30 protein-coding genes are annotated in these 25,853 nt (G+C 67.9%); 4 read left to right on the top strand and 26 right to left on the bottom strand.

The annotated features are described in order from the left end of the window. Positions 1-48: 48 nt before the first annotated feature. Positions 49-984, top strand: coding sequence for a methyltransferase family protein (locus tag RU09_RS12805; protein ID WP_042541141.1), 936 nt, complete (start codon positions 49-51; stop codon positions 982-984). Here the strand turns inward: RU09_RS12805 and RU09_RS12800 are convergent. Continuing rightward, on the bottom strand, positions 956-1,792 hold the full coding sequence (locus tag RU09_RS12800; RefSeq protein WP_042541140.1) for a helix-turn-helix transcriptional regulator: 837 nt from the start codon (positions 1,790-1,792) through the stop codon (positions 956-958). The genes RU09_RS12805 and RU09_RS12800 overlap by 29 nt on opposite strands. 100 nt (positions 1,793-1,892) lie before the next feature. Between RU09_RS12800 and RU09_RS12795 the strand changes: the two genes are divergently transcribed. Continuing rightward, a complete protein-coding gene (locus tag RU09_RS12795; RefSeq protein ID WP_042541138.1) occupies positions 1,893-2,657 on the top strand; it encodes an SDR family oxidoreductase in 765 nt (254 codons plus the stop codon). A gap of 24 nt (positions 2,658-2,681) precedes the next feature. Here the strand turns inward: RU09_RS12795 and RU09_RS12790 are convergent, their stop codons facing one another. Next, positions 2,682-3,572: a TIGR01777 family oxidoreductase gene (locus RU09_RS12790; protein ID WP_042541136.1), complete on the bottom strand. Its 891-nt coding sequence runs from the start codon at positions 3,570-3,572 to the stop codon at positions 2,682-2,684. A 101-nt stretch (positions 3,573-3,673) separates the two neighbouring features. Between RU09_RS12790 and RU09_RS12785 the strand changes: the two genes are divergently transcribed. Then, entirely contained in the window at positions 3,674-4,507 is an 834-nt protein-coding gene (locus tag RU09_RS12785) for a zinc-ribbon domain-containing protein (protein ID WP_079112893.1), read from the top strand. Positions 4,508-4,543: 36 nt separating this feature from the next. Here RU09_RS12785 and RU09_RS12780 read toward each other — a convergent pair whose 3' ends face one another. Next, positions 4,544-4,921: a hypothetical protein gene (locus RU09_RS12780; RefSeq protein WP_042541131.1), complete on the bottom strand. Its 378-nt coding sequence runs from the start codon at positions 4,919-4,921 to the stop codon at positions 4,544-4,546. Positions 4,922-5,053: 132 nt separating this feature from the next. Here RU09_RS12780 and RU09_RS12775 point away from each other — a divergent pair, with 132 nt between their 5' ends. Then, complete coding sequence (locus tag RU09_RS12775; protein WP_052492967.1) at positions 5,054-6,139, top strand: AAA family ATPase; 1,086 nt, start codon at positions 5,054-5,056, stop codon at positions 6,137-6,139. Positions 6,140-6,175: 36 nt separating this feature from the next. Here RU09_RS12775 and RU09_RS12770 read toward each other — a convergent pair whose 3' ends face one another. The 23 genes from RU09_RS12770 to RU09_RS18750 all read right to left on the bottom strand — a co-directional run. Then, complete coding sequence (locus RU09_RS12770; protein WP_042541129.1) at positions 6,176-6,979, bottom strand: sigma-70 family RNA polymerase sigma factor; 804 nt, start codon at positions 6,977-6,979, stop codon at positions 6,176-6,178. Between the two features lie 170 nt (positions 6,980-7,149). Then, the gene (locus RU09_RS18755; protein ID WP_042541126.1) at positions 7,150-7,464 is read right to left on the bottom strand and encodes an HU family DNA-binding protein; all 315 of its coding nucleotides are present in this window, start codon (positions 7,462-7,464) and stop codon (positions 7,150-7,152) included. A gap of 241 nt (positions 7,465-7,705) precedes the next feature. Then, on the bottom strand, positions 7,706-8,104 hold the full coding sequence (locus RU09_RS12760) for a flagellar assembly protein FliW (protein ID WP_042541124.1): 399 nt from the start codon (positions 8,102-8,104) through the stop codon (positions 7,706-7,708). Next, a complete protein-coding gene (flgL, locus tag RU09_RS12755; protein WP_042541122.1) occupies positions 8,101-8,988 on the bottom strand; it encodes a flagellar hook-associated protein FlgL in 888 nt (295 codons plus the stop codon). Before flgL ends, RU09_RS12760 begins: the two co-directional genes overlap by 4 nt. A 17-nt stretch (positions 8,989-9,005) precedes the next feature. Continuing rightward, a complete protein-coding gene (gene flgK, locus RU09_RS12750; protein ID WP_042541120.1) occupies positions 9,006-10,412 on the bottom strand; it encodes a flagellar hook-associated protein FlgK in 1,407 nt (468 codons plus the stop codon). A gap of 7 nt (positions 10,413-10,419) precedes the next feature. After that, positions 10,420-10,902, bottom strand: a complete 483-nt coding sequence (gene flgN, locus RU09_RS12745) for a flagellar export chaperone FlgN (RefSeq protein ID WP_042541118.1) — start codon at positions 10,900-10,902, stop codon at positions 10,420-10,422. A 121-nt stretch (positions 10,903-11,023) separates the two neighbouring features. Continuing rightward, positions 11,024-11,272, bottom strand: a complete 249-nt coding sequence (csrA, locus tag RU09_RS12740; protein ID WP_042541117.1) for a carbon storage regulator CsrA — start codon at positions 11,270-11,272, stop codon at positions 11,024-11,026. Between the two features lie 89 nt (positions 11,273-11,361). Next, positions 11,362-13,428 (bottom strand): flagellar biosynthesis protein FlhA, encoded by a 2,067-nt coding sequence (locus RU09_RS12735; RefSeq protein WP_042541112.1) that lies wholly within the window; start codon positions 13,426-13,428, stop codon positions 11,362-11,364. Between the two features lie 51 nt (positions 13,429-13,479). Continuing rightward, on the bottom strand, positions 13,480-14,583 hold the full coding sequence (locus tag RU09_RS12730; RefSeq protein ID WP_042541110.1) for an EscU/YscU/HrcU family type III secretion system export apparatus switch protein: 1,104 nt from the start codon (positions 14,581-14,583) through the stop codon (positions 13,480-13,482). Continuing rightward, the gene (locus RU09_RS12725; protein WP_042541108.1) at positions 14,580-15,341 is read right to left on the bottom strand and encodes a flagellar biosynthetic protein FliR; all 762 of its coding nucleotides are present in this window, start codon (positions 15,339-15,341) and stop codon (positions 14,580-14,582) included. The genes RU09_RS12730 and RU09_RS12725 overlap by 4 nt, the downstream gene beginning before the upstream one ends. Continuing rightward, positions 15,341-15,616 (bottom strand): flagellar biosynthesis protein FliQ, encoded by a 276-nt coding sequence (gene fliQ, locus RU09_RS12720; RefSeq protein WP_042541106.1) that lies wholly within the window; start codon positions 15,614-15,616, stop codon positions 15,341-15,343. The genes RU09_RS12725 and fliQ overlap by 1 nt, the downstream gene beginning before the upstream one ends. Next, the gene (gene fliP / locus RU09_RS12715) at positions 15,616-16,455 is read right to left on the bottom strand and encodes a flagellar type III secretion system pore protein FliP (protein WP_194285926.1); all 840 of its coding nucleotides are present in this window, start codon (positions 16,453-16,455) and stop codon (positions 15,616-15,618) included. Before fliP ends, fliQ begins: the two co-directional genes overlap by 1 nt. Before the next feature lie 127 nt (positions 16,456-16,582). Next, a complete protein-coding gene (locus tag RU09_RS12710; protein ID WP_042541104.1) occupies positions 16,583-17,017 on the bottom strand; it encodes a flagellar biosynthetic protein FliO in 435 nt (144 codons plus the stop codon). 2 nt (positions 17,018-17,019) lie between these two features. Beyond that, positions 17,020-17,676, bottom strand: a complete 657-nt coding sequence (locus RU09_RS12705) for a FliM/FliN family flagellar motor switch protein (RefSeq protein ID WP_042541101.1) — start codon at positions 17,674-17,676, stop codon at positions 17,020-17,022. Continuing rightward, positions 17,676-18,569, bottom strand: a complete 894-nt coding sequence (locus RU09_RS12700; RefSeq protein ID WP_042541177.1) for a flagellar motor switch protein FliM — start codon at positions 18,567-18,569, stop codon at positions 17,676-17,678. Before RU09_RS12700 ends, RU09_RS12705 begins: the two co-directional genes overlap by 1 nt. Before the next feature lie 35 nt (positions 18,570-18,604). After that, positions 18,605-19,414: an OmpA/MotB family protein gene (locus tag RU09_RS12695; protein WP_042541099.1), complete on the bottom strand. Its 810-nt coding sequence runs from the start codon at positions 19,412-19,414 to the stop codon at positions 18,605-18,607. Further along, positions 19,411-20,208 carry a motility protein A gene (locus RU09_RS12690; RefSeq protein ID WP_042541097.1) on the bottom strand — a complete coding sequence of 266 codons (798 nt, stop codon included), beginning with the start codon at positions 20,206-20,208 and terminating at the stop codon, positions 19,411-19,413. Before RU09_RS12690 ends, RU09_RS12695 begins: the two co-directional genes overlap by 4 nt. Before the next feature lie 2 nt (positions 20,209-20,210). Further along, on the bottom strand, positions 20,211-20,426 hold the full coding sequence (locus RU09_RS12685; RefSeq protein ID WP_042541095.1) for a flagellar FlbD family protein: 216 nt from the start codon (positions 20,424-20,426) through the stop codon (positions 20,211-20,213). Positions 20,427-20,528: 102 nt separating this feature from the next. After that, on the bottom strand, positions 20,529-22,388 hold the full coding sequence (locus tag RU09_RS12680; protein WP_042541093.1) for a heavy metal translocating P-type ATPase: 1,860 nt from the start codon (positions 22,386-22,388) through the stop codon (positions 20,529-20,531). 147 nt (positions 22,389-22,535) lie between these two features. Then, positions 22,536-23,702, bottom strand: a complete 1,167-nt coding sequence (locus RU09_RS12675; RefSeq protein ID WP_042541091.1) for a flagellar hook protein FlgE — start codon at positions 23,700-23,702, stop codon at positions 22,536-22,538. Positions 23,703-23,732: 30 nt separating this feature from the next. Beyond that, positions 23,733-24,215 carry a flagellar hook capping FlgD N-terminal domain-containing protein gene (locus tag RU09_RS12670; RefSeq protein ID WP_042541089.1) on the bottom strand — a complete coding sequence of 161 codons (483 nt, stop codon included), beginning with the start codon at positions 24,213-24,215 and terminating at the stop codon, positions 23,733-23,735. A 12-nt stretch (positions 24,216-24,227) separates the two neighbouring features. Then, positions 24,228-25,664 carry a flagellar hook-length control protein FliK gene (locus RU09_RS18565; RefSeq protein WP_042541087.1) on the bottom strand — a complete coding sequence of 479 codons (1,437 nt, stop codon included), beginning with the start codon at positions 25,662-25,664 and terminating at the stop codon, positions 24,228-24,230. Further along, positions 25,661-25,853: hypothetical protein (locus tag RU09_RS18750; RefSeq protein ID WP_042541085.1), on the bottom strand; the 193-nt coding region annotated here is incomplete at its 5' end. The genes RU09_RS18750 and RU09_RS18565, both read right to left, overlap by 4 nt.

Here is a 25,853-nt window from a genome sequence, read left to right as displayed (position 1 = left end):
GCGGCGTCCTGAGCGGGCGTCGGCAGAGGGCGCTCATAGACTGGCGGCATGCCGGTCATCGCAGGGATCCCGATCACACCGGTGACCGCTCGGCTGTATTTCGCTGTGCAGGCTCTGGCGGGAGTGGCCTGGTGGATCGCGGCGGCGCTGTCGGACGACGTGCGTCGTCTCACCCTCGGAGACCTGCCGGCGGGACTCGTGGCGGTGTTCGACATCCCGCTCTTCGTCATCGGTTCGGCTGTCATCGCAGCGGGTTTCTGGTGGGCTGTCTGGGTCGCTGTTCCGTGGACGGCCATCGTCGCCGCCGGTATGGCCGTCTACGCCACGGCGACGGGCCTCGCCGGATGGGGCGCCCTGGTCATGGTGATTGCTGCCGGGGCGAGCGCAGCGGCGGGAATCGTCCTGCTCTGCGGGCGAGCACCCGTGGAATGGCTGGTCACCGGTCCGCTCGCTTTCCGGCCGGCTGCGAGCATCGGCACGCGAGCGCTGCTCGCCCGCACCGGACTGCAGACGCTGTTCTTCTGGGGCACCTTCCTGGTGGTCATCCCCATCGTGGTGTCGCTCGTCGAGGCCCGGTGGTCGCTGCGCATCGAGGTTCCGTTCGTCGTCCACCTGGCCGGCGGTGTGCTTCTCGTCGCCGCGACCGCCCTCGGAATCTGGTCGGCCGTGTCGATGTCGGTCGAGGGCGAGGGCACCCCGCTCCCGTCGCAGATGGCGCGGCGACTCGTGATCTCCGGCCCCTATCGATACGTGCGCAACCCGATGGCGGTCGCCGGCATCGCGCAGGGCATCAGCGTGGGCCTCATCATGGGCTCCTGGCTCGTCGTCACGTATTCGCTCTTTGGATCGCTGTTGTGGAACTCGGTCGTGCGACCGCTCGAGGAGGCGGATCTCGAAGCGAGATTCGGGTCGGAATTCGTGGAGTACAGCAGCAGGGTGTCGTGCTGGCTGCCGGTCAGACCCGCTGTGTCCCGAGCACTCTGAGCAGTTCGAGCTTGCTCGCCGCATCGCTCCCCGGCGCTGCTGTCAGCACGATGAGCGCCTGGGATTCGTCCTCGGTGAACAGCGCCTGGCAGTCGACCTCGATCGGACCGATCTCCGGATGGATGAGGACCTTGTGGTCTTCGAAACGCCGCCGCACCTCGTGCACGTTCCACAGCTCGGCGAACTCCGGGCTGCGGACGATGAGCTCGCGCACGATCTCGCCGGCTCGTGAGCGCTCGCCGAGCGCGCCGTATGCGGACCGGAGCGACGCCACGAGCACACGACTGTGCCTCAGGTGATCCTGCTCCGGGTAGCGCCCGCGCTCGTCATGCGGGTGCGCGAACCAGCGGTAGATCCCGCTGCGCTCGATACCCTCCAGACCGCTGACGTCGCCGAGCAGCGCCCGTGCGGCGTCATTCTGGATCAGGACCTCGTCGAGCATCGAGACGACGAAGGCGGGCGTGTCATCGAGGCGGTCGAGAACACGGAGCATGCCCGGATGCACGTAGTCGGTGAAGGTCGTGCGGTCCGGGGCGCTGTGCCCGCAGATGCGATGCAGGTAGTCGCGCTCGTCGGGAGTCAGCCGCAGCGCCCGTGCGAGCGAGGCGAGGATCTGCACGCTGGGCTGCGGACCGCGCTGCTGTTCGAGGCGCGCGTAGTAGTCGGTCGACATGGCTGCGAGCTGCGCGACCTCCTCGCGACGGAGACCGGGAGTGCGGCGGCGCGCTCCCGCGCCGAGCCCGACGTCTGACGGCTTCAGCTGCTCCCTGCGTCGCACGAGGAACTCGGCCAGTGCTTCTCTGTCCACCCGTGAAGTATCTCGTGCTCGGCGTCGTGCATCCAGGGATCGGGGATCCCTGGATGCGTGGTCTCTGGTGCGCCGCTGCGACACTCCGAAGAGTGGATGCATGAACATCACCGGAAACACCATCTTCATCCCCGGCGCCACGAGCGGCATCGGCCTCGCGCTCGCCCGGCGACTCAGCGAAAGAGGCAACACCGTGATCGTGGGCGGACGTCGTGTCGAACTGCTCGACGAGATCGCGGCGGCGAACCCGGGCATCGACACCGTCCAGATCGACACGACGGATGCCGGCAGCATCCACAGTGCGGCGCAGACGGTGCTGGCCACGCATCCTTCGCTCAACGTCGTCATCGCGATGGCCGGCATCATGCGCCCCGAGGACTGGACGTCGCCCGCAGGGTTCCTCGAGACGGCCGAGGCGACGGTCACCACGAACCTGCTCGGCCCGATCCGACTGATCGCGGCGTTCATCGAGCACCTGCGCACCATGCCGGATGCCACGATCATGACCGTGTCGTCCGGTCTGGCCTTCGCCCCGCTGCGCGTCACCCCCTCGTACAACGCCACGAAGGCGGCCATCCACATGCTCAGCGAATCGCTGCGCCTGCAGCTCGCCGACACGAGCGTGAGCGTGCTCGAGCTCGAACCGCCCGCTGTGCGCACGTCCCTGATGCCCGGTCAGGAGACCAGCGACTTCGCGATGCCGCTCGACGAGTTCGTCACCGAGGTCGTCGAACTCATCGAGGCCCAGCCGGACGCGACCGAGATCCAGGTCGAGAACGTCAAGTTCCTGCGCTACGGCGAGGCGCGGGGCGACTACGCGCAGGTGGTCGAGACCCTCAACCGGCGCGACCCCCACGCCCGCTGAGCATGCGGCCGTCGACCACCGCGATCAGATCGCTGCGTCGACGGCCTGCGCAGCGGTCTTGTGGGTGAACCCGAACCCGGAGTCCTCCAGCGCCGCCGGCCTCACATCGGCATCCGAGACGAGCAGCGAGTCGGCGGCGTCACGGCTCAGCGCGAGTCTCAGCGCCCAGGTCGGAGCCGGAATCCAGAACGGTCGCCGCATCTTCTTCGCGAGTGCACGGCCGATGTCGTTCGCCGAGGCGCGCGTCGGGCCGGTGAAGTTCACGGGACCCTCGAGACGCTGATCGATCACGTGTCGGATGCCGCGAATCTCGTCCTCCAGAGAGATCCACGGCCAGATCTGGGTGCCGGGCCCGATGGGACCCGCGACGCCGAATCGGGTCAGCTGGATGAGCGGTTTGAGCACACCCTGGCGGTGGATGATCGGGGCCGTGCGCAGCAGCGCCACTCTCGTCTGCTCCCCCGCACGCAGCGCCTCCTGCTCCCAGCGGACGCAGAGCTGCGCGAGGAAAGTGTCACCCGCAAGAGACGCCTCGGTCAGGATCTCGCCGGGTGCCGAGCCGTAGTAGCCGACGGCGGACGCCGAGACGAGCGACGGAGCATCGTCACGCAGGGTGCGCACCGCAGTGGCCAGCGTGCGAGTGGTCGTCAGCCGAGACTCGACCAGCTCACGGCGGTAGCGCGGGGTCCACGGCAGGCGGCCGACGCTCGCCCCGCCCAGAGCCACCACGGCGTCAGCACCTGCCAGCACGTCGGGGTCGAGTTCACGCTCCCCCGGTGTCCACTGCACCTCGGAGGCGTCGCGCGGAGGACGACGCACGAGGGTCGTCACCTCCACGCCGTCCGAGCGCAAGGACGACGCGAGGGCCGTGCCGATCAGACCCGATGCGCCACTGATCACGATCCGCTGCGGCATGATGACTCCCTCTGTCCGTCCACCGGACTCGTTCTCCCTCGCGAGTCTGTCACGTCCGACGCCCTCTGGCGATGTCGGCGGCGACCGGTAGGTTGCCCGACGTGGCCGAACCAGTGCAGTCGTGGTGGGCGAGACGCCAGTTCTCGCGAGGCCGAGACGTGCCATACGAGGTCGGCACCTATCGCTCGCAATGGGCCGCGTACCCCGAGTTGATCCGTCAGTACCATCCCGAGCTCAATCACGGCATCGCGCTCTCGCAGGTGCCGCTGGCCGCAGACGTGCTGCTGTGCTGGGAATGCCGGGTCGGCCATCGTTTCGCCGCGACTCCGTCGGAACAGCGTGAGCGGCCGGGACGGGTGCGTCGCCAATCGGCATGGTGCCCCGAGTGCTCGACGCTCGCCAGGCCCCAGCCCGTGGTGCTGGGAGAGGCCCGCGCGATTCCGCGGCGTCCGAGACCGCAGCTCACGCTGTGCGACAAGACTCCCGATCTGCCGACCGGCGAGGCATTTTCGAGCGTGTGCGCTCCTGCGCCGGCATCCGCCGCCGAAGCCCGGCTCCGCGCAGCGCTCGCGTCTCGCATCACCTTCGCGTCGGGTGTCAACGCGGTCAAGGTGGCGCGACCGTTCTTCCGTCACACCGAGGTCTGGCCCGACATCCTGCTTCCGGAGCTTCGCGTCGCGATCGAGTACGACACCGTCGGGCGCCACGGACTCGAGCATGTCGGCAAGCGACAGGAGACGGACCTGCGCAAGGATCGTGCCCTGCGCGCCGCCGGCTGGGAGGTCATCCGCATCCGCACAGGGCGGCTCGAGCCGCTGGGCCCCCACGACCTGCAGATGCCGTCGGTCTCTGCCCGCGGCGTCGATCGCATCATCGACGAGCTCCGTCAGATCCGCGGCCCGCTCATCGTCGACGCGTACCTGATTCCCGGCTGACGGCGATGTGGCGTGCTCGGGTGACAGAGTTCGAGCTCAGCTCTCGGGTCGGTCGTCGGCCCGCCTGACGACCGCATCCCATTCGGACCTCAGGAAGGTGGCTTCTCCGGCGGCGACGATCTGTGCATTGTCGTTCGGGCCCAGCTCGGGGCGCATGGTCAGGCCGCCGACCTCGAGGCTCGGGATGCTCTGCCTGATGCACTCGACGCTTCCGCGCACCAGCAGTTCCGCCGTCTGCTCGGGCGTGGTCACGGCTCCCATCACGGCGTCGTCGTGAGCGACGAGCACCGCCTGCCATGCGGGCTGTCGGTCGTCGGGATCCAGTGTGTACTGCATCAGCCCCTGCGGCGCGGCCTCGACAACGATGACGATCGCACCTGCGACCGGCTGCTCGTCCCCTGCATACTCGCCCATGATGGATCCCCTGACCCGGGCGTCCCCACGCCCACTGTCCGCTCAGGGTACTGCGAAAAGTTTCTTTCCGAACGCCTTACGGCGATCGGATCTCAACCGATATATGAGTACGGGGAGCAAAGGAGAAGGATCTTGACCAGCACCTACATCGAGACGGGCGGACATGTCCGCGTGTACGACGCGGCCGTCCGCACGCATCACGAGTTCCCTCTCGGCACTTATCGGGTGCATTTCACCTCGAAAGAGGGCTTCAGCCTGATCAAGATCGACGACCTGACAGTGGGCACCGAACGCGTCTACGGCGGCCGCGACAGGAAGGTCGACAAGATCTTCCGCTCCTATGCCCTCACGGATCGCAGTCTCGGTGTGATGCTGTCCGGCGACAAAGGGATCGGCAAGACGCTGTTCCTGCGCATGGTCGCCGAGGAGGCCCGCGAGCAGTGCCTGCCCGTGGTGATCGTCTCAGAGGACAACGACGGCATCGTGGAGTTCCTCGACACCCTCGACGAGTGCCTGATCATCTTCGACGAGTTCGAGAAGGTCTTCCCTGCGGGGCGCCGCGGCGGAGAGGGAGACAACCGGCAGAACCAGTTCCTGTCGCTGTTCGACGGCCTCTCGTCCGTGAAGCGCATCTACTGCCTGACGGTGAACGACATCAGCGATGTCAGCACCTACATCGTCAACCGCCCTGGGCGGTTCCACTACCACATGCGATTCGAGTACCCGGGCCCTGACGAGGTGCGGCAGTATCTGATCGACCAGGCACCGCACGCCGATCCTGACGAGATCGAGAACGTCGCCCTGTTCTCGCGCCGGGCCCGCCTCAATTACGACCACCTGCGTGCCATCGCGTTCGAGCTCGAGCAGCCGGACGCGCTGTTCGCAGACGTCGTGGAGGACCTCAACATCAAGTCTGTCGAGCCGAGCACGTATCGCATCGAGGCCCGCTTCCCCGACGGCAAGGTCTGGTCGGACGAGGTGGAGATGAACCTCTTCGAGCGGGGCGACGTCGGGCGCACCTTCGAACTGCGCAACGCGACGCGGTCGATCTTCGCGTCGTTCGTGCCGAAGGATCTCATCTTCGAACCGGACGGCAGCATCTTCGTGCCGATCCACAAGCTCGAGCTTCTCGACGACGAGGACGAGGAGCCCGAGGTCTACCCGACGACGGTCAACCTCATCCTGGTAGGTCAGGCGAACTACGGCTTCAGTCTCTGAGCGACCTCGCCGACGCGTCGGACGGCGGGCTCCTGATCAGACGCCGACGGCGTGCGAGAGTATCGCCCGTGTGAACCGCTGGCCGCTGGCTGCGAGGCGCTCGAGATACGCGTCCAGCCCGGACGCGGATGAGCGCGCGGCCGGCGCGGACTCGGTCGTCGGGGCGTCGGCGTAATGGCGGTCCAGCGCATCCCGGAGCATGCGCACCGCCGCGGCTCGCTGCTGAGAGACGGCGGCGTGCGATACTCCCAGCTCGTCCGCGAGCTCGGTCACCGTGCGGTCGTCGAAGTAGATCGCCGTGATGATCCACCGCTTGCGTTCCGGCAGCGCAGCGACGGCCCGTCGCAGGAACTCATCGCGCTCGGATGCGATCGCGAGTTCTTCCGGCAGATACCCGGTCCACACGATCTCCGGCGCATCCGGCGCGTCAAGACTGGTGAGCAGACGTTCGGCGTCATCCAGGCCCTCTCGCGCCACTGCGGTGTCGACGCCCATGGCCGCGGCGATCTCCGTCACTGTGGGCGTGCGTCCGAGCGCCGCCGACAGGGTCTGCCTGACCTTGATCGTCTGCTTCGCCCGCACTCGTACGTCTCGAGGCGCCCAGTCCATCGACCGCAGCTCGTCTTTCAACGCCCAGTTGACGCGTGCCCGGGCGAACGCCCCGAACGGCACACCGAGGCTCGCATCGAACTTCTCGGCCGCACGGACCAGCGCGAACGCACCGGCAGAGGCGAGATCGTCGCGGGAGACATGGGTGATGCGCGAGGCCACATACGCCGTTGCCGCGCCGACGATGTGCAGATGATCGACCACGAGCTGGTCGCGCGGGCGCATAGGCATCGAATTCGCCTCTTTCACTGTAAGTGCAAGCCCTCCCCAGCGACTCACAGTGTGGTCTCTCCCCAGCGACCGGAACTGCTTTCACCTACATGCTAGAGGTGAGACGGGCATGAAAGATCCCCGGAGGCCAAAACCTCCGGGGATTCTCGTTTACGTTCAGATAACGATGACTAATCGTTCACCTTGACTCGACGGTTCACCTCTCGAGTCGCAGAGAACTTCAGCACCGTGTAGTCGTTGACCTCGGCGTCTCCGTCGTCCTTCGCGAACTGCACACGGTGCCCCTTGTGCGTCTGCGGATAGAACTTGCCGAAATTGGTGAGCGTCACCGTGTTGCCCCGGCCGACGAGGTCGAGAAGCTCGTCGATCATCGCCGTGTACGCAGTCTGTGCCGCCTGAACCGAGATGCCGCCGCGTCGTGCGAACCTCTGCACGAACTCCCGCTTGCTGACCCGATTCGTCTCGAGCGTCCTTGAAGTGCTCATGTTGTCTTCCGTCCCATGGAATGTCGCTCGTCGCCGAGCGCCGTGCGCTGTACCCCTACCAACCGCATCCGTGACGTGCCCCAGGCCCCGATCTCCTGCGACGACGCCGGGATCCCGCCAGTACCCCAGCCTGTGCTCTTCAGAGGATAGTTCCTCTTCCTTGGTATATGCGGTGAATCTCAGAATCCTCTGCATGCTGAGAGCCCGCGCCGCCGGAAGAGCCGTCGATCAGGACGCCCCCTCACCCGCCCAGAAGCGCGCGGATCGGGTACCGCTGATCCTCGAGGATCGCCTGCACCGCACGGCCGGAGGTGGCATGGATGAGGATCGGAGCTCGGAGATTGATGTAGACACCGTCTGCAGAAGGGTTGGCCACGACGAACACACGGATCTCGGAGTCATCGGCGGCGCCGAGCTGCGCTCGCACCTCGGCGGGGATGGTCGGCTCGTAGCCGTAGTCCCCGGAGAGCGGATCGAGGAGGAACAACCGCACATCGGCGTCCGTGGCGCGCAGAGCGTGCAACCCCTCCGCGCCGTCGATCTGCTCGAGGGTGAACGCCGTGTGCGGGCTCAGGCCCGGCATGGGCGATGCGAACTCGACGTCCAGCGTCGCGGGCCTCTGGTCGGTCGACGCACTCATCGCAGGAACTCCATCAGATTGGTCTGCAGCGATCGCGCCGTCACCTGCAGTGCGGACTGGAAGACGAGCTCGGCAGACTGGAGTCGAACGAGCACCTCGAGGCTGTCGACGTTCTCGACCTCGGTGCGACGGGCCTCGAGGTCGATCGACGCCGAGAGGTTCTGGGCCGAGGCGCGCTCGATCTGCACCTGACGCGCACCCGTCGTCCCTCGCGCGGCGTTGACATCCTTCAATCGTGCATCGAGGTCGCCGAGACGCGCGCCCACCTCCACGCCGCTGCGCAGGTCCGCCGCGATGTCGTTCAGCAGGGCGAACGCGCTGTCAGCACCCTCGCCGAACGCCTGCGAGCCGTCGAAGTCGACGCGCACCGTCTCGTTGTCGCTGATGCGGCGATGCACTCCGTCACCCGTGCCGCCGTTGAACGTGAACGTGGTGGCGTCGAAGGCGCCTCCCGCATCGCTCGTGCCGGCGAAGACGCTGCGACCGAGCACCCTCGTGTTCGCCTTGGCGAGCAGCTCCGCGCTGATCGACTCGAGCTCCTGCGCGATCGACTCGCGCGCTGTCGGGCTGAGCGCCCCCGAGTTGGCTCCCTGCGCGGTGAGATCCCGCGCGCGGTTGAGCAGGTCTGCGCTGGCCCCGAGAGCAGTGTCGACGGTCGTCACCCACGCCATCCCGTCGCTGAGGTTGCGGGCGAACTGGGCGACGCGCGACTGGTCGCCGTGCACGCCGAGCGCTGTGGCCGCTGCGGCAGGGTCTTCGCTCGGCGAGCGGAAGGCACGCTGCGAGGCAGCCTGATTCTGCAGGCGCTCGCGGTCCGCGAGGTTGGTCTGCAACGTCCGCAGCGACTGCTGCGTCATGGTGTTGCTCGTGATACGGCCGATCATGTTCGCTCTCCCCAGAGTCAGCGGCCGACGAGGCCGGTGCGGTTGATCAACAGATCCAGGGCCTCGTCGACAGCGGTCAGCACGCGGGCCGCTGCCTGATAGGCGGTCTGGTAGGTCAGGAGGTTGATCGTCTCCTCGTCGCCGTCGACCGAAGAGTTCGACTGCTGTGCAGTGACCGCCGCGACAGCTCCCATGTCGGCGATGTCGGCGCGCTGCAGGTCGCCTGCGACGGTGACCGCGAACCCGGTGACGAAGGTCGACCAGGTCTTGGTGGGCCCAGTCGCCGATGCACTGAGCGCGCTGATGCGGTCGGCGATCGTGGTGTCCTTCGCTCCGGCTCCCGGCGCTGCCAGAGCCAGCTGGTCGAGACCGGTGGGAACCACGCTGAGCCCGAGAGCAGCAGGGCCCGCGCCGTTGAGCGTGAAGAAGTCGCCCCCGGCTGCACCGGACGATGTGACGCCCGTGCGGTGCACGTCGTTCACGGCGGTCGCGAGCGCTGTCGCCGTCTCGTTGTAGGCCGCAGCGACTCCCGCCAGCGTGCCGCCGTCGGATGCGGGGGCGAGCGCACTGATGGTGCCGCCGACGATGCCGCCCGTGATCGGCACCGCCAGGCCCGGCCGATCGGCCCACGCGACGGTGATGCGACCGGCATCGGCGATGTCACGCGGCCCGCTCGCCACGAGCGCTCGACTGCTGTCGCCCGACACGAGCGCGTTGCCGTCGACGCGAAGGGTGAGGGTTCCGTCTGCCTCCACGTTGCCCTTGGCTCCGACTGCGGTCGAGAGCTGCTGGGCGAGGACGTTGCGCTGGTCGATCAGCTCGTTGGCGTTGCGCCCGGACTGCAGTGCATCCCTGATCTGACCGTTGAGCGAGGCCACCTGGCCTGCGACGGCATTGACGTCAGCGAGCTGACTGTCGACCTGTCCACGCAGGTCGCTCCACTGCCCGGCGATCGTCTGGTATCCCGCGGCGATCTGTCCGATGAGCACGTTGGCATTCGTGAGCACGACCTGGGCCGCAGCCGGATCCGGCGTGTTGGCGAGGTCGGACCAGCCCGCCCAGAAGCGGTCGAGGTTCGCCGCGAGGCCGTCCTTCGTCGGTTCGGCCATCACGCCCTCGGCGCTGCTGGCGGCCGTCGCGCGGGCGCTCCAGAAACCCGACGTCGACAGGGCATCACGGACGCGAGCGTCCAGGATGTCGTCGCCCAGCCGCGCGATCCCGGTCACGCCGACACCTCCGCCGATGCCGAGTCCCGACGGCCAGAGTCCCGTCTGCCCGGGCGCTGAGAACGAGGTCTGCTCCACCCGCTGGCGCGTGTAGCCGGGGGTGGCCTGATTGGCGATGTTCTGACCGGTCACGGTCATCCCCGCTCGTGCCGCGGAGAGCGCGGATTCTGCGAGGCGGAGCCCTGCGAATGACGACATCGTTACCTCACACCCTTGTGTCGAGAAGTCGGGCGTCCGCGCCGCGGACGACATCGCCGTGCGTGTCGTACTCGCCGGTCGGAACGCCGAGACCCGCGATGGTCTCCTGTGTGACCCGGATGGCCGTGCGCAGGCGCTGCTCGTTGACCTTCTTCATGTCGCCGATCTCGTCGGCCAGGGTCGTCATCGCGTCGAGGTGACCCGTCAGGATCTCGCGCCACGCGTCGGTCGGTGCGGCCTCGATCAGATCGCGGAGCGTCGTCGCCTCCGGCACGCCCCACTCGTCAGCCACAGCGATGACGAGCGTGTCACGCGAGAGGGCGACTGTCGGCATGGCCGCGATGACCCGCTCGATCTCGTTCGCCGCATGGTGGATCCAACGGTTGCGTCCGGTCGCGAGCAGCATCTGCTGCTCGTCGAGCTTGAAGAGCAGCACCTCGAGAAGGTCGCGCTCTCGCATCAGTTGCATGCTCAGGTCGTGAGCGGCCACGGTTCGTCACCTCGTCATGTCACGGTTTCCATGACGGGATCGCCCGTCACATCCACGACTATCGCGACAAGGAGCGGGCCAGTAACTCGGCGCGCGTCGAGATGACGCTCCTGCGACCGGATCAGGGTGCCGGGGTCGTTCTTCCCAGGATGCCGACGAGAACCGATTCGGCGGACCCATCGGAGGATGTCTGGACGGCTTCCTGGTTCGCGTCGCTCACCGCGAGGACGATCTCGGCGCGGTTGATGCGCTTGTCGCGAGGCGCATCGATGCCGACGCGGACGCCGCTGGGCGTCACCGCGAGAATGGTGACGGTGATGTCGTCGCCGATCACGATGCTCTCGTTGGCGCGTCTCGTGAGTACCAGCATGCGTCGTCTGCCTTCCATGGCGTGAGCGCTGTTGCGCCCTCTGCCCACAAACGTATCGCATTCAGCTCGTAAATGAGCAGATCCAGGCCCTACACGGCCGCGCTCGGAAGAGCCGACTGCGTCATGCGCACAACTCCGACGACGTCGGTCGCGAGGCCGCCTGCCGCCGCCTCGTCGTACGACAGCACGGGGAGGCCGCTGACCTGCGACGAGACCATCCGACGCACGGCCTGACGCAGAGACGGAGCACACACGAGCACGGGTTCCGGACCCACCTGCTCGAGCTCGGCGACGGTGCGACGCACGTTCTCGAGCACCTGCATGGTCGACTCCGGCGTCAGCACGATCTGCGGATGACCGTCGACGACCCGCATCCCCTCGAGCATCTGCTGTTCGAGCATCGGCTCGAACATGACGACCCGGATGCGTCCGTCTTCGGCGAAGCGCGAGGCGATCGCCGGCCCGAGCGCCGCCCTGGCCGCGTCGATCAGCCCCGCGGTCTCGGTCGAGGTCTTGCCTCGCAGTGCGAGCGCCTCGTAGATGCGGGAGAGGTCGTTGATCGGCACCCGCTCGGCGAGAAGCCCCGCCAGGACGCGCTGGATCGCGGCGAGCGACAGCACGGCCGGAGTGAGCTCCTCGACCGTCGCGGGGCTGGACTGCTTCAGGTGCTCGGTCAGCTGGCGTACGTCTTCGAGCGAGAGCAGCCGATCGGCCTGGCTCTGCACGATGTCGGAGAGGTGGGTGATGATCACGCTCGCCCGATCGATCACCGTCGCACCCGCCATGTCAGCGGCGTGCGACATCTCGGCGGGCACCCATTTGCCCTCGAGGCCGAACACGGGGTCGACCACGGCCGTGCCGGGAAGCTGCTCGAGACCCGTGCCGATCGCGAGCACGTGTCCGCGCGGCACCGATCCGCGCCCGGCCTCGACCCCGGCGATCAGGATCGAGTAGGTCTGCGCCGGCAGGTCGATGTTGTCACGGGTGCGCACCGGCGGCATCAGGATGCCGATGTCCAGAGCGAGCTTGCGACGAAGGGACTTCACCCGGGTGAGCAGATCCCCCGCTCCCCCGGATGCCAGATCGACGATGTCAGGTGACAGCGAGATCTCCAGCGCGTGCACGCGCATCCTGTCCATGAGCTCTTCCGGTCCCTCGGCCCCGGCCTCGACGGCCTCCTGCTGCAGCGCATCGGCCTCGAGTGCGGCATCGCGGTCTTCGTTGGCCTTGACGCGGGATGCCGCGAACAGCAGCACCGCTCCGATCGCCAGGAAGATCACGAGGGGCATCCCGGGGATGAAGCCCATGGCGATGGCTGCGAGGCCCGTGATCACGAGGGCGTTGCGCGACTGCATGAGCTGACGACCGGCCGCCTGTCCCATCTCGGACTCGGCGTTCTCGCGAGTCACGATCATGCCGGTCGACACGGCCATCAGCAGCGCGGGGATCTGGGTGACCAGTCCGTCGCCGATGGTGAGGATGCTGTAGGTCTCGAGGGCGTCGCCGACCTCCATGCCGTGCTGCACCATGCCGATGATGATGCCACCGACGAAGTTGATGACGACGATCACGATGCCCGCGATCGCGTCACCCTTGACGAACTTCGACGCGCCGTCCATCGCGCCGTAGAAGTCGGCCTCCGCCGCGACCTCGGCTCGACGCCTGCGCGCCTCGGTGTCGGTGATCAGCCCGGCGTTCAGATCCGCGTCGATCGCCATCTGCTTGCCGGGCATGGCATCGAGGGTGAATCGTGCTCCGACCTCGGCGACGCGCTCTGCACCCTTGGTGACGACGACGAACTGGATGACGGTGAGGATGAGGAAGATCACCGCACCGATCACGAGCGACCCGCTGATCGTGATCTCCCCGAACGCCTGGATCACCTCGCCTGCATGCGCCTCGCTGAGCACGAGACGCGTCGACGCGACGTTCAGACCGAGCCGGAAGAGCGTCGCGACGAGCAGCAGGCTGGGAAAGACCGAGAAGTCGAGCGGCTTCTTGATGAACATCGCGGTGAGGAGGATCAGGAGCGCGAACGAGATGTTCAGGACGATGAGGACGTCGAGGAGCCCGGTCGGGATGGGCACGATGAGCAGGAGGATGATGCCCACCACTCCTACGGGCACCGTCGCCTTGGACAACAGCTGACCGATCATGCGTCTCGCCTTCGTTCTCTCTCGTCGTTCGAAATCTGTTCGTGACCCGGCTCAGAGGCCGCGGTCCCTGGTGCTCGCGAAGGGCATCGTGTGCGTCCCCCTGGCCGACCCTCGGCGCTTGAGATGCTCGATGAAGGCGAGCACCTGGGCGACGGCGGTGTAGAGCTCTTCGGGGATCTCCCGCCCGATCTCGCAGGCCGAGTGCAGCGCACGCGCGAGCGGGACGTCCTTGATCATCGGCACGCCGGCTTCCTCCGCCCTCTCGCGGATCTTCTGCGCCACGACCCCCGCCCCCTTCGCCACGACCCGAGGGGCCGACTTGCCCGGCTCGTACCTCAGCGCGACCGCGACGTGGGTGGGGTTCACCAGGACGACATCGCTGTCGCCGACCGCGGCGATCATCCGATTGCGGCTCATGGCGAGCTGCCGCGAACGGCGCTGCGAGCGCACGAGCGGATCGCCCTCGCTCTTCTTGTGCTCGTCCTTGGCCTCGTTCTTCGTCATATGGGTGTGCTTGCGGTTGCGTCGCATCACGACCGCCACGTCGATCGCGGCCAGCAGGATGCCCACCGCGACCGCGACCTGCAGGAGCGCGATCGCTCCCCCGGCCGCCTGCTCGAGCAGCCAGGTGATGTTGTGGCTGCCGCTGGCCATGAGCACAGGCACGAGACCTGAGACGACGATCCAGAGCGCGAGCCCGATCGCCAGCGTCTTCAGCAGCGCTTTGGCACCCTCCCAGAGCGCCTGCTGCCCGAAGACCCGCTTCATGCCGGACACGATGTTGAACTGCTCGGTGCGCATCGTCACCCCTCGCAGATGGATGCCGCCCTGAGCGACTGCGGTGGCCGTCGTCGCGAGCAGCACCACCACCAGCATCGGGAGCAGGATGCCGCCGAGCGATGCGATCGCCGAGCCGAGCACGTCGAGGGCCGCGCCGTCGGTGGGGTTCATCGCGACGGGTGTCACGGCGAGGAAGAGCTCGGTGACGACCTGCGTGCCGGAGGCGATCGTCGGCACCATCATCACGGCGGCGGCCGCTATGCAGACCCAGGCGGTGAAGTCCTGGCTGCGGCCGATCTGCCCCTTCTTCCGCGCTTCCTTCAGGCGACGCTCGGTCGCCTTCTCGGTGCGTTCGCCGCTGTCGGACTCACTCATCGCGTCACCCCCAGGAGCAGCCTCGCGGCCTCCTCGGCGATGACTGCGACGACACTGGGCAGCGCCGCGTAGACGAATCCGACCAGCAGCAGCGTGAGGCCGATCTTGATCGGGAAGCCCATGGCGAACGCGTTCAGTGCCGGCGCGACGCGACTGACCAGTCCGAGACCGACGTCTGCGAGGAAGAGCACGATGAGCAGCGGGCCCGCGATCTGCACGGCGCTGAGCATCATCTGCCCCGCCGCCCCCACGAGTGCCTCCGCCGGCTTGGCGAGATCGATCATGCCGGTGACGGGCACGGCGTCGAAGGAGCGGAACAGGCCCCCGAGCACGAGCTGGTATCCGTCCGAGGCGAACAGCAGCATGATCGCGGTCATCTGGAACAGGCGCGTGAACTGCGCACCGTTGATCGCCATCCCTGGGTCGAACGCCTGCGCCAGCTGGAACCCGCCGAACGTGTCGACGAGATGGCCCGCGCCCTGGATCGCGCTGAAGAGCACCATCACCAGAAAGCCGAGGAGCGCGCCCGTCAGCGCCTGACCGGCCAGGGCGAGCATGAAGGCTCCGGTGTCGAGACGTTCGTAACCTGCTGTCACCACCGGCGATACGGCGAGAGCGAGACCCACGCCGAGCATCGCGCGGATCCGCATCGGGATCGTGCCGTGGCTGAACGGCGGCGCCAGCACCAGGAAGGCGGTGATCCGCACGCAGGCGAGGGAGGTCGCCTCGAGCCACGTGAAGTCGATGGGGATGTTCATCAGCCGCCGTTCAGCAGCGACGGGATCCGCGCGAACATCTCGTTCGTGAAGGCGATCATCTCGGCGATCATCCAATGCCCCGTCACGAGCAGGGCGATGCCGACGGCGACGAGCTTCGGCACGAACGAGATCGTCATCTCCTGCACCTGAGTGATGGACTGCAGCAGCGAGATGGCGAATCCCACCACGAGCGCGGTGATGAGCAGCGGCGCGCAGAGCTTCGCGCCCACGATGAGCGCCGCCTGCCCGATGTCGATGACGGCCTCCGGGTTCATCAGCCACCCCCGTTGTACGACTGGACGAGCGCCGTGATGACCATGCCCCAGCCGTCGATGAGCAGGAACAGGAGGATCTTGAACGGCAGCGAGATCATGACGGGAGGCAGCATCATCATGCCCATCGACATCAGTGCGCTGGCGACGACGAGATCGATCACGAGGAAGGGGACGAAGATGATGAACCCGATCAGGAAGGCAGCGCGCAGCTCGCTGATCATGAACGCCGGCACGAGCGTCTGCAGCGGGATGCTGGCAGCGTCCGTGGGGTTCTCCATCTGCGCCGCCCGGTGCATCAGCGCGATGTCCTCTTCGCGGGTGTAGGTGAGCATCCACTCGCGCAGCGGCTCCTGGGCGAGCTCGAACGCCCTGCCGAAGTCGATCTGACCATCGGTGAACGGTGCGACCGCGACGGCATTGATGTCGGTGAGCACCGGCCACATGATGAACAGCGTCAGAAAGAGGCTGAGCCCCGCGAGCACCTGGTTCGGTGGGATCGACGGCAGCGAGAGCGCATTGCGGGTGAGGGCGAGCACCACGAAGATCTTGGTGAAGCTCGACATCATCAGCAGCAGGGCCGGAGCGACGCTGAGAACGGTGATGCCGAGCAGCGTCATGATGCTGTCGGACGGGGTCCCGTTGATGCCGTTGATCGTCACGCCGTCGCCGTCACCGGTCTCCGTCGGGAGCAGCGACGCGGCGGCGTGCGCACCGGTGGTCTGCAGGAGCACCAGAACCGCCGCGATGCCGAACGCGACGCTGAGGAGTACCCAGGCACGCCGCGGCAGTCGCGGTGCGCGCGCAGACGGCGTCGCGGCGACTGCGGCGGATACGGGCACGGCGGCACTCCGAAGATGGGTGACGTGGCCGATCCGTAGCCAGAGGGTCGAGCGATCCGTGCTCGCAGTCGACTATCGCGACACGACGAGGTGCACGTAACCGCGTCGACCGATGAGCTGACTGTCGTCAGGCGACGGAGCGAAGAGCGCGGTCGACGATGTCGTCGGGCATCTCGGAGACAGCGGGGCGCTCGTCCTCCGCGAGGACATCCTCGGCGAGCGGAGGCGCCTCCTGGGTGTCGACGACGTTGATCCCGTGCTCGGTCACGCCGAGCACGTAGCGGATGCCGCCGAACTCGGCGACCACGAGCTGCGCCTTGCCCCCGATGCCCGACCGCGCCACCACGGTGATCTTCTCCGGGCGCGGGCGCGGGCGCGTGGCTGCCGCCGGACGCGACGGCACGAGCTCGGTCAGCTTGGCGAGCTTCTTCGGCATCAGCCCGGCCAGCGGGCTCACTCCCTTCGCCTGTGACTTCTGCAGGCGACGGCTCAGGAAGAGGAGCAGACCGAGCACCGCTCCCAGCGCCACGATCGCTCGGAGCGCGACGAGGATGTCGTCCATCGTCAGACCGTCTCGGCGCCGTCGAGGATGCGCTCGACGCGGATCGCGAAGTCGCCCTCCGCGACCACGACGGTGCCGTGCCCGATCAGGCGGCCGTTCAGCTTGATGTCCGCGGGAGACCCGGCCGCGCGGTCGAGCTCGACCACACGCCCCGGTTCGAGCGAGAGCACGTCGCGCACCGGCATCCGTGTGCGCCCGATCTCGACCACGAGCTCCATCTCGACGCCCGCGATGCGATTCAGTCGCTGAGGACCCGCCGCGGCTGCGGACCTCGCCCCGTCGATGCGCACGGATGCGCGGGCCACGACGCTGCCGTCGGCGTCGACCATGTCAAATACCTGCGTGCCCGAGTCGGTGAAGACATCAGTGGCCGCGACCACGGCTCCGTCGCCGAGCGAACCGCTGCCGAGCACGGCTGTGGCCGCCTCGAAGATCGGATGCAGTCGATCGGTCAGCGGTGCGGTCTTCGAACCGTCCTCCAGTTGCGACGGATCGACGACCTGGATCGCGATACGAGCACCGGGGCTGCCCGTGAAGGTGACGACGACCGCGTCGCCCGACGCTCCCGGGTCGGTCGAGGGCGCCGGGATGACGGGGTATCCGAACGGCAGCTTGCCGGCGATCGCCGCGGCGATGGCGGTCTCGTGGAAGGTGCTCATCAGTGGGTCTCCTCATGGGTGGTCGTGATCTTGCATGTGAGGCGCGAGCCCCTGCTGCCGGGTGTCGCGAGGGCGATCCGCGTCTGTCCGGCCATCAGCTCGTAAGGTCGAGTCTCCGGGTGCGGCAGGCGCAGCAGGTCTCCCGGCGCGAGGTCGAGGATCTCACCGGTGCCGATCGTGATGGGGGCGAGACGCAGCGTCAGCTCCAACGGGGTGCTGCGCACCTGTTCGAGGGTCTGCTCGGTCGTGTGAGCCGATGCAGCATCGGATCCTGAGGCCGCAAGGCGGTCGACGACCGCCGACGCGGGCAGCATGACGGTCGCCGTCGACTCCGAGTCGCCCAGCCGCATCGTGTAGCGGGCGACGATCACCGCGGCGGTGGCGGAGATGACCTGCATGTACTGGGGGTTGTAGTGCACGGCGCTGAACCTCGGTGCGCCCGGGAGCAGAGCATCGAGGCTGGCGTGGAGGTGCTCGAACGTGCCCTCCATCAGGTTGCGGACGAGAGCCAGTTCGATCGGAGTGAACGTACGGGCTGCGGGAAGCGATGTGCTCCTGCCCCCCATCATCTGCACGACCCACAGCAGGGCGCTGTCGAGTCCGAACTGCACGACGCACGGCTCATCACGGTCGGCGAAGGAGCCGGCGACCATCGCCGTCGTGCCGGGGAGCGTGTCGGAGTACTCCTCATACGAGACCAGGTCGACGCTCTCGAGCGCCAGATGCGCCCGCACGCGGATCTTGTCGGTCAGCTGCGACGACCACAGCCGGGCGAACGACTCGAACGCCGCCTCGAGATGCCGGGTGCTCTCGCGCCCGAGCTGGGCCGGGCGTCCGAAATCGTACGCCGGGTAGCGCACGACCGGGTCATCGAGCACGGCGGATGCGGTCATGACGGTCTCCTCGACGGTGGTGTTCACGTGAGTGCTCACTTGTTCGCAGCAGCCGCGAGAGCGGGTATCAGCGCTCTCACCTGCTCTTCTTCGTTCGACTCGACGACGATGTCGACGCGTCTGTTGCTGGCCAGCGCCTGTGGGCTGTCGCCCGGCACGATGGGGCGGGTGTCGGAGAACGCGGTGGCCTTCACGCGTGGACCTCCCAAGCCTTCGTGCTCGACGAGGAATCGAGCCACCTGGGTCGCGCGCCCTCCCGAGAGCTCCCAGTTGGTCGGGAAGGGAGCGGCCGAGACCCGGTGATCGGCGTGCCCCTCGACGCTCACCTGATTGTCGACCGTGGCCAGGACGTCTCCGATGGTGTCGAGCACCGCATCGGCCTTCGCCGAGAGGTCGGTGCTGTTGTCGGCGAAGAAGGTCTCGGCGCCGACCAGCCCGACCTGGAGCCCCCGATCGTCGATCACGAACTGCACGGTGTCCTGCAGTCCCTGAGCCGCCAGGGACGTGCTCATGCGGTCACGCAGGCCCACGAGCGACTCGAACTCGGTCTCCGCGCGGGCGGCGAGGTCGACCACGCCGTCGTCGTCCTGCAGCTCGGGCGGCACGATCACGCCCTCTGCGGTGTCGGCGCCACCCTCGGTGCTCTCCTGCCCGAACCCCGTCGCCAGGCTGTTCGCGAGCAACTCGAACTTCGTCTTGTCGACATTCGACACGGCGAACAGCACGATGAACAGGCACATGAGAACGGTGACCATATCGGCATACGAGACGGCCCAGCGCTCGTCCGGCTCGTCATGCGAGTCGTCCTCATGCCCGCGACCGCGAGCTCGACGGGCTGTGCTCACTGGACGCCCTCGACCGACTCAGGCTCCCGCTTCTGCTTGCCGGCCTTGGGCTTCACGGTCGACAGCGCCTCGAGTCGCTCCTGCAGGAGGTGGGGCGCGCTGCCGGCCTGGATGGCGAGCATCCCCTCGGAGACGAGGGTCATCCTCTCGAGTTCGACGGCCCCGATCCGACCCAGACGGCCGGCGATCGGGTTCCAGATGAAGTTGGCAGAGAGGAGGCCCCAGAGGGTGGCGACGAAGGCTGCGGCGATCATCGGACCGAGGTGATCGGGTTCGTCGAGCTTCTCGAGCACGTGCGTCAGGGAGACGACGGTGCCGACGATGCCGATCGTCGGCGCATATCCGCCCAGAGAGCCGAAGAACTTCGATGCGACGCGGTTGCGCGACGATGTCGCCGCGATCTCGTCATCCATGAGGGTCCGCAGATCCTCGGCATCCGTGCCGTCCGCGAGCGCCTGAAGCGCCTGCCTGGTGAACTCGTCAGGCGCGGAGTCGAGTTCCTGTTCGAGGGCGAGGAGCCCTTCACCCCGAGCCTTCTCGGCATACCCGACGAGGAACGGGATCACCGCCTCCGGTGTCATCTTGGGGCCACGGACCATGCGCCCGAGGCTCTTCACCGCGAGGATCGTGTCGCGGAGGGTGTGGCTCGCGATGCCGACGCCGATCGTCGAGCCGAGCACGAGGATCATCGGCGCGGGGATGAGCAGAGCCTCGAAGCTCGCCCCCTCCATCGTGATCATCGCGACGAGCGCGCCGAACGCCAGGACCACTCCGATGATGAACGCGGGATCCATGATCACGCGCCCGTCTGCGAGGTCAGAGCCTGGGCTGCGCCGAGGACGCGCGCACGGTAGGCGACGATCAGGTCGATCAGGGCGTCGAGGTCCTCCTCGACCACGTACACATGCCCGTCGACCATGTGCAGAGTCGTGTCCGGCGACGCATGGATTCGTTCGATCAGGTCGGGGTTCACCGCGAACCGGGTGCGGTCGAGGCGGGTGACGATGATCATCGAGGGGGTCTCCGGGCTTCGGATGAGAGGGGGAAGTCTGCCCCGACTATCGCGACGCGGCTCTCCCCCGGTAACCAGTCGGCGCACCGGCGGGTCTCGACATCACGACCCGCGAGGGGCGACGAGTCCGGTGGCTGGACCGCCCAGTGCGCGGAGGGCATAGAGGATCGTCGCGAGGTCGACCGCTTCCTGGATGAGAGCACCCGCGACCGCCGGGATGATCCCCGTCATCGCGACGAGCATGAGCCCCACGCTCAGCCCGATGCCGATCCAGATCGCGGTGAGCGCAACACGCAGTGTGTGCCGTCCGATGGCGACCGCATCGACGACCTTCGTCAATGAATCGACCAGGATCACGACGTCGGCAGCGTCGCCCGCGGCCGTCGCCCCACGCGCGCCCATCGCGACACCGATGTCGGCGGCCGCCAGTACAGGCGCGTCGTTGACACCGTCGCCCACCATCATCATCGGTCTCGGACGGAGGTCGGCGGCGAGCCCGACCTTCTCCGGCGGGAGGAGTTCTGCGTGGACATCGTCGATCCCTACCTCGCGAGCGACGGATTCCGCGGTCGATCGAGCATCTCCCGTGAGCATCATGATGCGCTCGATGCCGTGCGAGCGGAGCCACGACACGACCGAGGTCGCTTCAGGTCGCGGCGCATCCGCGAGGATGAGGACGCCTCCGAACCGCCCGTCGATCGCCACGTAGGCCGCAGCCTCACCTGTCCCGAGAGTTGCGCGCACGGTGTCGGCGGCGAGCGATGCGACGAAAGCGGGCTTGCCGACGACGACGGTGCGGCCGTCGATAACGGCCACCACACCGTTGGTCGCGACTTCACTCGCGTCATCGGATCGACGGAGTACGAGGCGACGCTCTGCGGCGGCGCGACGGATTCCTTCGGCGAGCACGTGCGACGAGTACTGCTCGGCGGATGCCGCGAGCAGCAGCAGTTCGTCAGCATCGATCCCCGTGGCGGGTCGCACATCGACGAGGTCGGGGCGTCCCTGGGTGAGGGTGCCCGTCTTGTCGAAGGCCGCGGACCGCACCCGAGCCAGCTGCTCGATCACCGCACCGCCCTTCATGATCACTCCGGTCTTGGCCGCTCGGGAGAGTCCGCCGAGAAATGCCACGGGAGCCGAGATGAGGAGAGGACACGGAGTCGCGAGCACGAGCACCTCGGCGAACCGTGTCGAGTCACCGGAGATCGCCCATGCGGCGCCGGCCAGTACGAGAGCGACGGCGGTGAACGGAATCGCGAATCGATCGGCGAGACGCACGACCGGGGCGTGCGACTCCTCAGCCTCGTGCACGAGCGCGACGATCTGCTGATATTGGCTGTCTGCGCTCGATCGCAGTGCGCGGATGCGGACGGCCCGTGCTCCGTTGATCGCTCCGGACAGCACCTCGCCCCCGGCCTCGCGAGCGACGGGCATGCTCTCGCCGGTGAGCGACGATTCGTCGAACTCACCTGACGCCGAAAGCAGCACGCCGTCGATCGGCACGATCTCGGCCGGACGCACCAGCAGCGCGTCGCCGATCACGACATCGTCGACTGCGACATCCCGAACCTCTTCCGAGTCCGGTGCCAGCGGATGCACGAGGACATGTGCGATCCGCGGAGACCTGTCCAGCAGTGCCGAGAGGTCCCGTTTCGCACGTCGGCCCGCGAACTGCTCCAGGGCTTCGCCGCCCGCGAGCATCAGGACGATGATGAGTGCCGCGATGTACTCTCCGACGGCGAGAGTGGCGACCATCGCGACGACTGCGAGGATGTCGAGCCCGACGTGCCCGCGAAGCACATCCCGCACCATTCCGACGAGCGTCCAGACGACGAACGCTCCGACATAGGCAGTGGCGATCCATCGTCCGACGGCGGGTATGCCGACCATGTGCAGAGCGAGCACCCCCGCGAGAACCACGACCGTGATGATGATCACGGGGTACCGCCGGACGAAGCGCATGCCCTCAGCCTCTCTCCCCGCTGCCCCTGGCGCCAGGGGCAGTGTGCGACAGAGCCCCCGGCCGCATCTCGGCAGCGGGCACCCCGGGTCACCGGTTCGCTCCGCAGGCAGACCCGGCGCCATGAGACGGCGCCGGGTCCGTTCGCATCAGCGCTTCAGCTGGGTGAGCTCCTGGAGGACCTCGTCGCTGGTCGTGATGATGCGCGCGTTGGCCTGGAAGCCGCGCTGCGCGACGATCAGGTTGGTGAACTCCTGCGAGAGGTCGACGTTGCTCATCTCCAGAGCGCCCGAGACGAGGCTGCCGAAGCCTGCCTGGCCCGGCTCGCCCATGCGCGCCGCACCGGAGTTGACGGATGCGCGGTATGCCGTTCCGCCGGCCTTCTCTAGTCCCTCGGGGTTGGCGAACGTGGCCATGGCGATCTTGCCGAGAGTCTGCGTCGCACCGTTGCTGAACGTGCCGACGATGGATCCGTCGCCGGTGATGCTGTACGACTTCAGGGTGCCCGCTGCCGAACCGTCCTGCTCGGACACGGCGACCGTCGACAGTTCCGCATAGCCGGTGACCGCTCCCAGGTCGACGCTCACGGCCCCTGCGGTGAGCGTGAGGCCTGCCCCGGCCTGCTTGCCGTCGGTGAACGCCAGCGACCCGGTCGCACCGCTGGTCGGCTCGGTGACGTCCCATCCGGTCGCCGTCTTCGTAAAGGTGAGACTGAGAGTCGAGGGCGTGCCCTGCGCGTCGTAGACAGTGACGTCGCGCACCAGCTCGTCGCCGGTCGCAGCCGTCGACGGGAGGTTGCCGGTGACGGTGGCTTCGGTCGTCGCCTTCGCGGGAGACACGGCGTCGAGCGGGAGCACGATGTTGCCCGTCGCCTGGCCGGTGTTGACGACGCCGTCCTGTGCCGACCAGCCCTGAACGATCGAGCCGTCGGCGGTGACCATCTTGCCGGTGGGGTCGAACGAGAATCCACCTGCTCGGGTGTACAGGGTCTCTCCGCCGGATCGGACCGCGAAGAAACCGTCGCCCGAGATCATCAGGTCGCCTCCTCGGCCGGTCGCCTGGGCCGAGCCCTGTGCGAAGTTGGTGCGCACGCCGGCGACCTGCACGCCGAGACCGACCTGGGCGGGGTTGCGACCGCCGACCTCGTCGTCGGGGATTCCCGGGTTGCCGACCAGCTGCGACAGGGAGTCCTGGAACAGCACGGACGAGCCCTTGAACCCGGCCGTGTTGACGTTCGCGATGTTGTTGCCCGTGACATCGAGCATGGTCTGGTGCGAGCGGAGGCCGGAGATTCCGGAGTAGAGCGAGCGGAGCATGGGGTTCTCTCTTCCTGGGTGAGACGGAGGTCAGACTGCGGCGGGGGTGGGCGCAGCGGGGGTGGTCGGTGCGGGGGTGGTCGGTGCGGGGGCGGTCGGTGCGGTGGTGACGCCCGTGATGACGTCGAGCGCGACGGTCTTGTCGCCGATCGTCACCTGCGGGATCGGTCCGTCGAACGAGACCTTGGTCACGAGGCCCGAGACGGTCTTGCCGTCGGCATCCTTGTAGGTCGCCTCCTGGCCGATGAGGGCGCTCGCGGCCTGACGCATGTTCAGGGCGAAGGCCTCGGCGCCGCTGTCGGCGAGAGCCGTCAGCTGCTCCATCATGGCGAGCTGGGTGGTCTGCGAGATCATCTCGTTGGTGTCCATCGGACTCGAGGGATCCTGGTGCGTCAGCTGGGTGACCAGGAGCTTGAGGAACACTTCTCCGTCGAGCACCTGCTTCCGGGCTGCGGGGTCGGTGGTGCTTCCCGTATGGATCGAACTCGGGGCGCTCACTGCGTCGACAGTCATTCGGTCGTCCTCTCAGGCGAAGATGTCGAGCCCCGCGCCGGAGGTGGCAGAGGGCGTTGTCTGGATGGTGCGGGGAAGATCCCGCGCCTGCTCGATCCCGCGGGGGTGGTCGGGGCGCCCGCGGTTCGCCTCGCGATCGCCTGCCCCCTGCCCTGTCGGCGCATCGCCCGCGGCCTGCTGGCCGCGGTCGCCGGAGGCATCAGCGGAAGAGCCGTGGGTGACGCTCAGCGAGGCGTGCGGCATCACTGCGGCGAGGTCACGGCGCAGCTCGACGAGCATGGTGCGCAGCGCGTCGCGCCCGGCGTCGGTCGCACCGCTGAGTTCGACCTGCACGTCTCCGGATGCGGAGATGTGCGCGCGCACCGTGACGGGGCCGAGGCTGTCGGGGTTCACCGTCATCGTGAGCTGGTGCGTCCCCATCGGACGCTGGGCGATGCTCACGACCACCGGCGCGACCTGGGCGGCCACCGCACGATTCGCGGTTGTGGCCGCATCGGGCGACGACACGGGTGTCGCCGTCGGCAGGGGGGCAGCGACCGGCACGGTCGAGGCCGTCGCGGGAGCGGGCTGCGACCCCTGCGCCTTATCTCCCGCATCGCTCGTCACCTGCTGATTCGGAGCGGCCACGGTCGCGGCCAGAGGGGCACCGACCATGGACGGGATCGCGGGCGTCGATTGCCTCGGGAGTGACTCCGGCCGGGGCACGACGGCGACCGGCTCGGACAGCGACGGATCGGCGCCGCCACCGGCAGGCTCCAGCGGAGTCGCCGGAGCGTCGACGTCGACTTCTCGGACGTCGCCCAGCGTCCCGCCCTGCATCGATCGGGGGTCGCCGCGTCCACCGGCGACGACTGCCGCGCTCACCGAAGCGGGTGCCGAGATCGACGCCGAAGCCGACGTCGTCGGCGACGCCGCGGCAACCGGAACCACGTGCATTCCATCCGTCGTGGCGGCGCCGCTCACGGGATCGACAGGTGTCGCCTCCGTCCCGGCCGTCCCGGGTACGGTCTCCACCACCGCGTCCGGAGCCGTCTCACCCGGAACGGTGCTCTGGGACGTCGTCACCTGGGACGTCGTCACCTGGGACGTCGTCACCTGCGGCGTCGTCACCTGCGGCGTCGTCACCTGCGGGGTCGTCACCTGCGGGGCTGCCACGGAGGGCCCTGCGGTCTCCGGAGCCGACCACGCGACCAGATGGGTCATGGCCGCGATCGCCGCCTGCGGGTCGATCGTGCGATCTGCTGCCGATGATGCTTCCGCCGTCGATCCGCTCGGCCGATCTGCGGCGAGCATCGCCGTGCCCGAGTCCGACGCGCCGTCAAGCGCCTGACCTGCCGCGGTGAGCGCGTTGCCGAACAGCGAACCGGAGTCACCCGACGCTCGTCCCCCGGTGTCCGCCTCACCCGGGCCGGCGCCGGAGATCATCGCGAGCAGTGCCACCCCGGTCATCCGAGCATCTCGATGATCTTCTGCATCGACGGAGTCGATCCGCCTGTCCCCGAGGCGCTCGCCGAGAACAAGGTCTGCAGTGCTGCGATGACGTCTGCGTTCTCTCCGCCGGATGCCGCAGTGCTGGCGGCCGCTGACCCCTCGGCCGGGGCAGGGGCGGTGGTCTCGGTGGCCGAGGCCGCCTTGGCC

This window comes from Microbacterium sp. MEJ108Y (assembly GCF_000834175.1).
GTDB lineage: Bacteria > Actinomycetota > Actinomycetes > Actinomycetales > Microbacteriaceae > Microbacterium > Microbacterium forte.
This window is presented reverse-complemented; position numbering and strand designations above follow the sequence as displayed.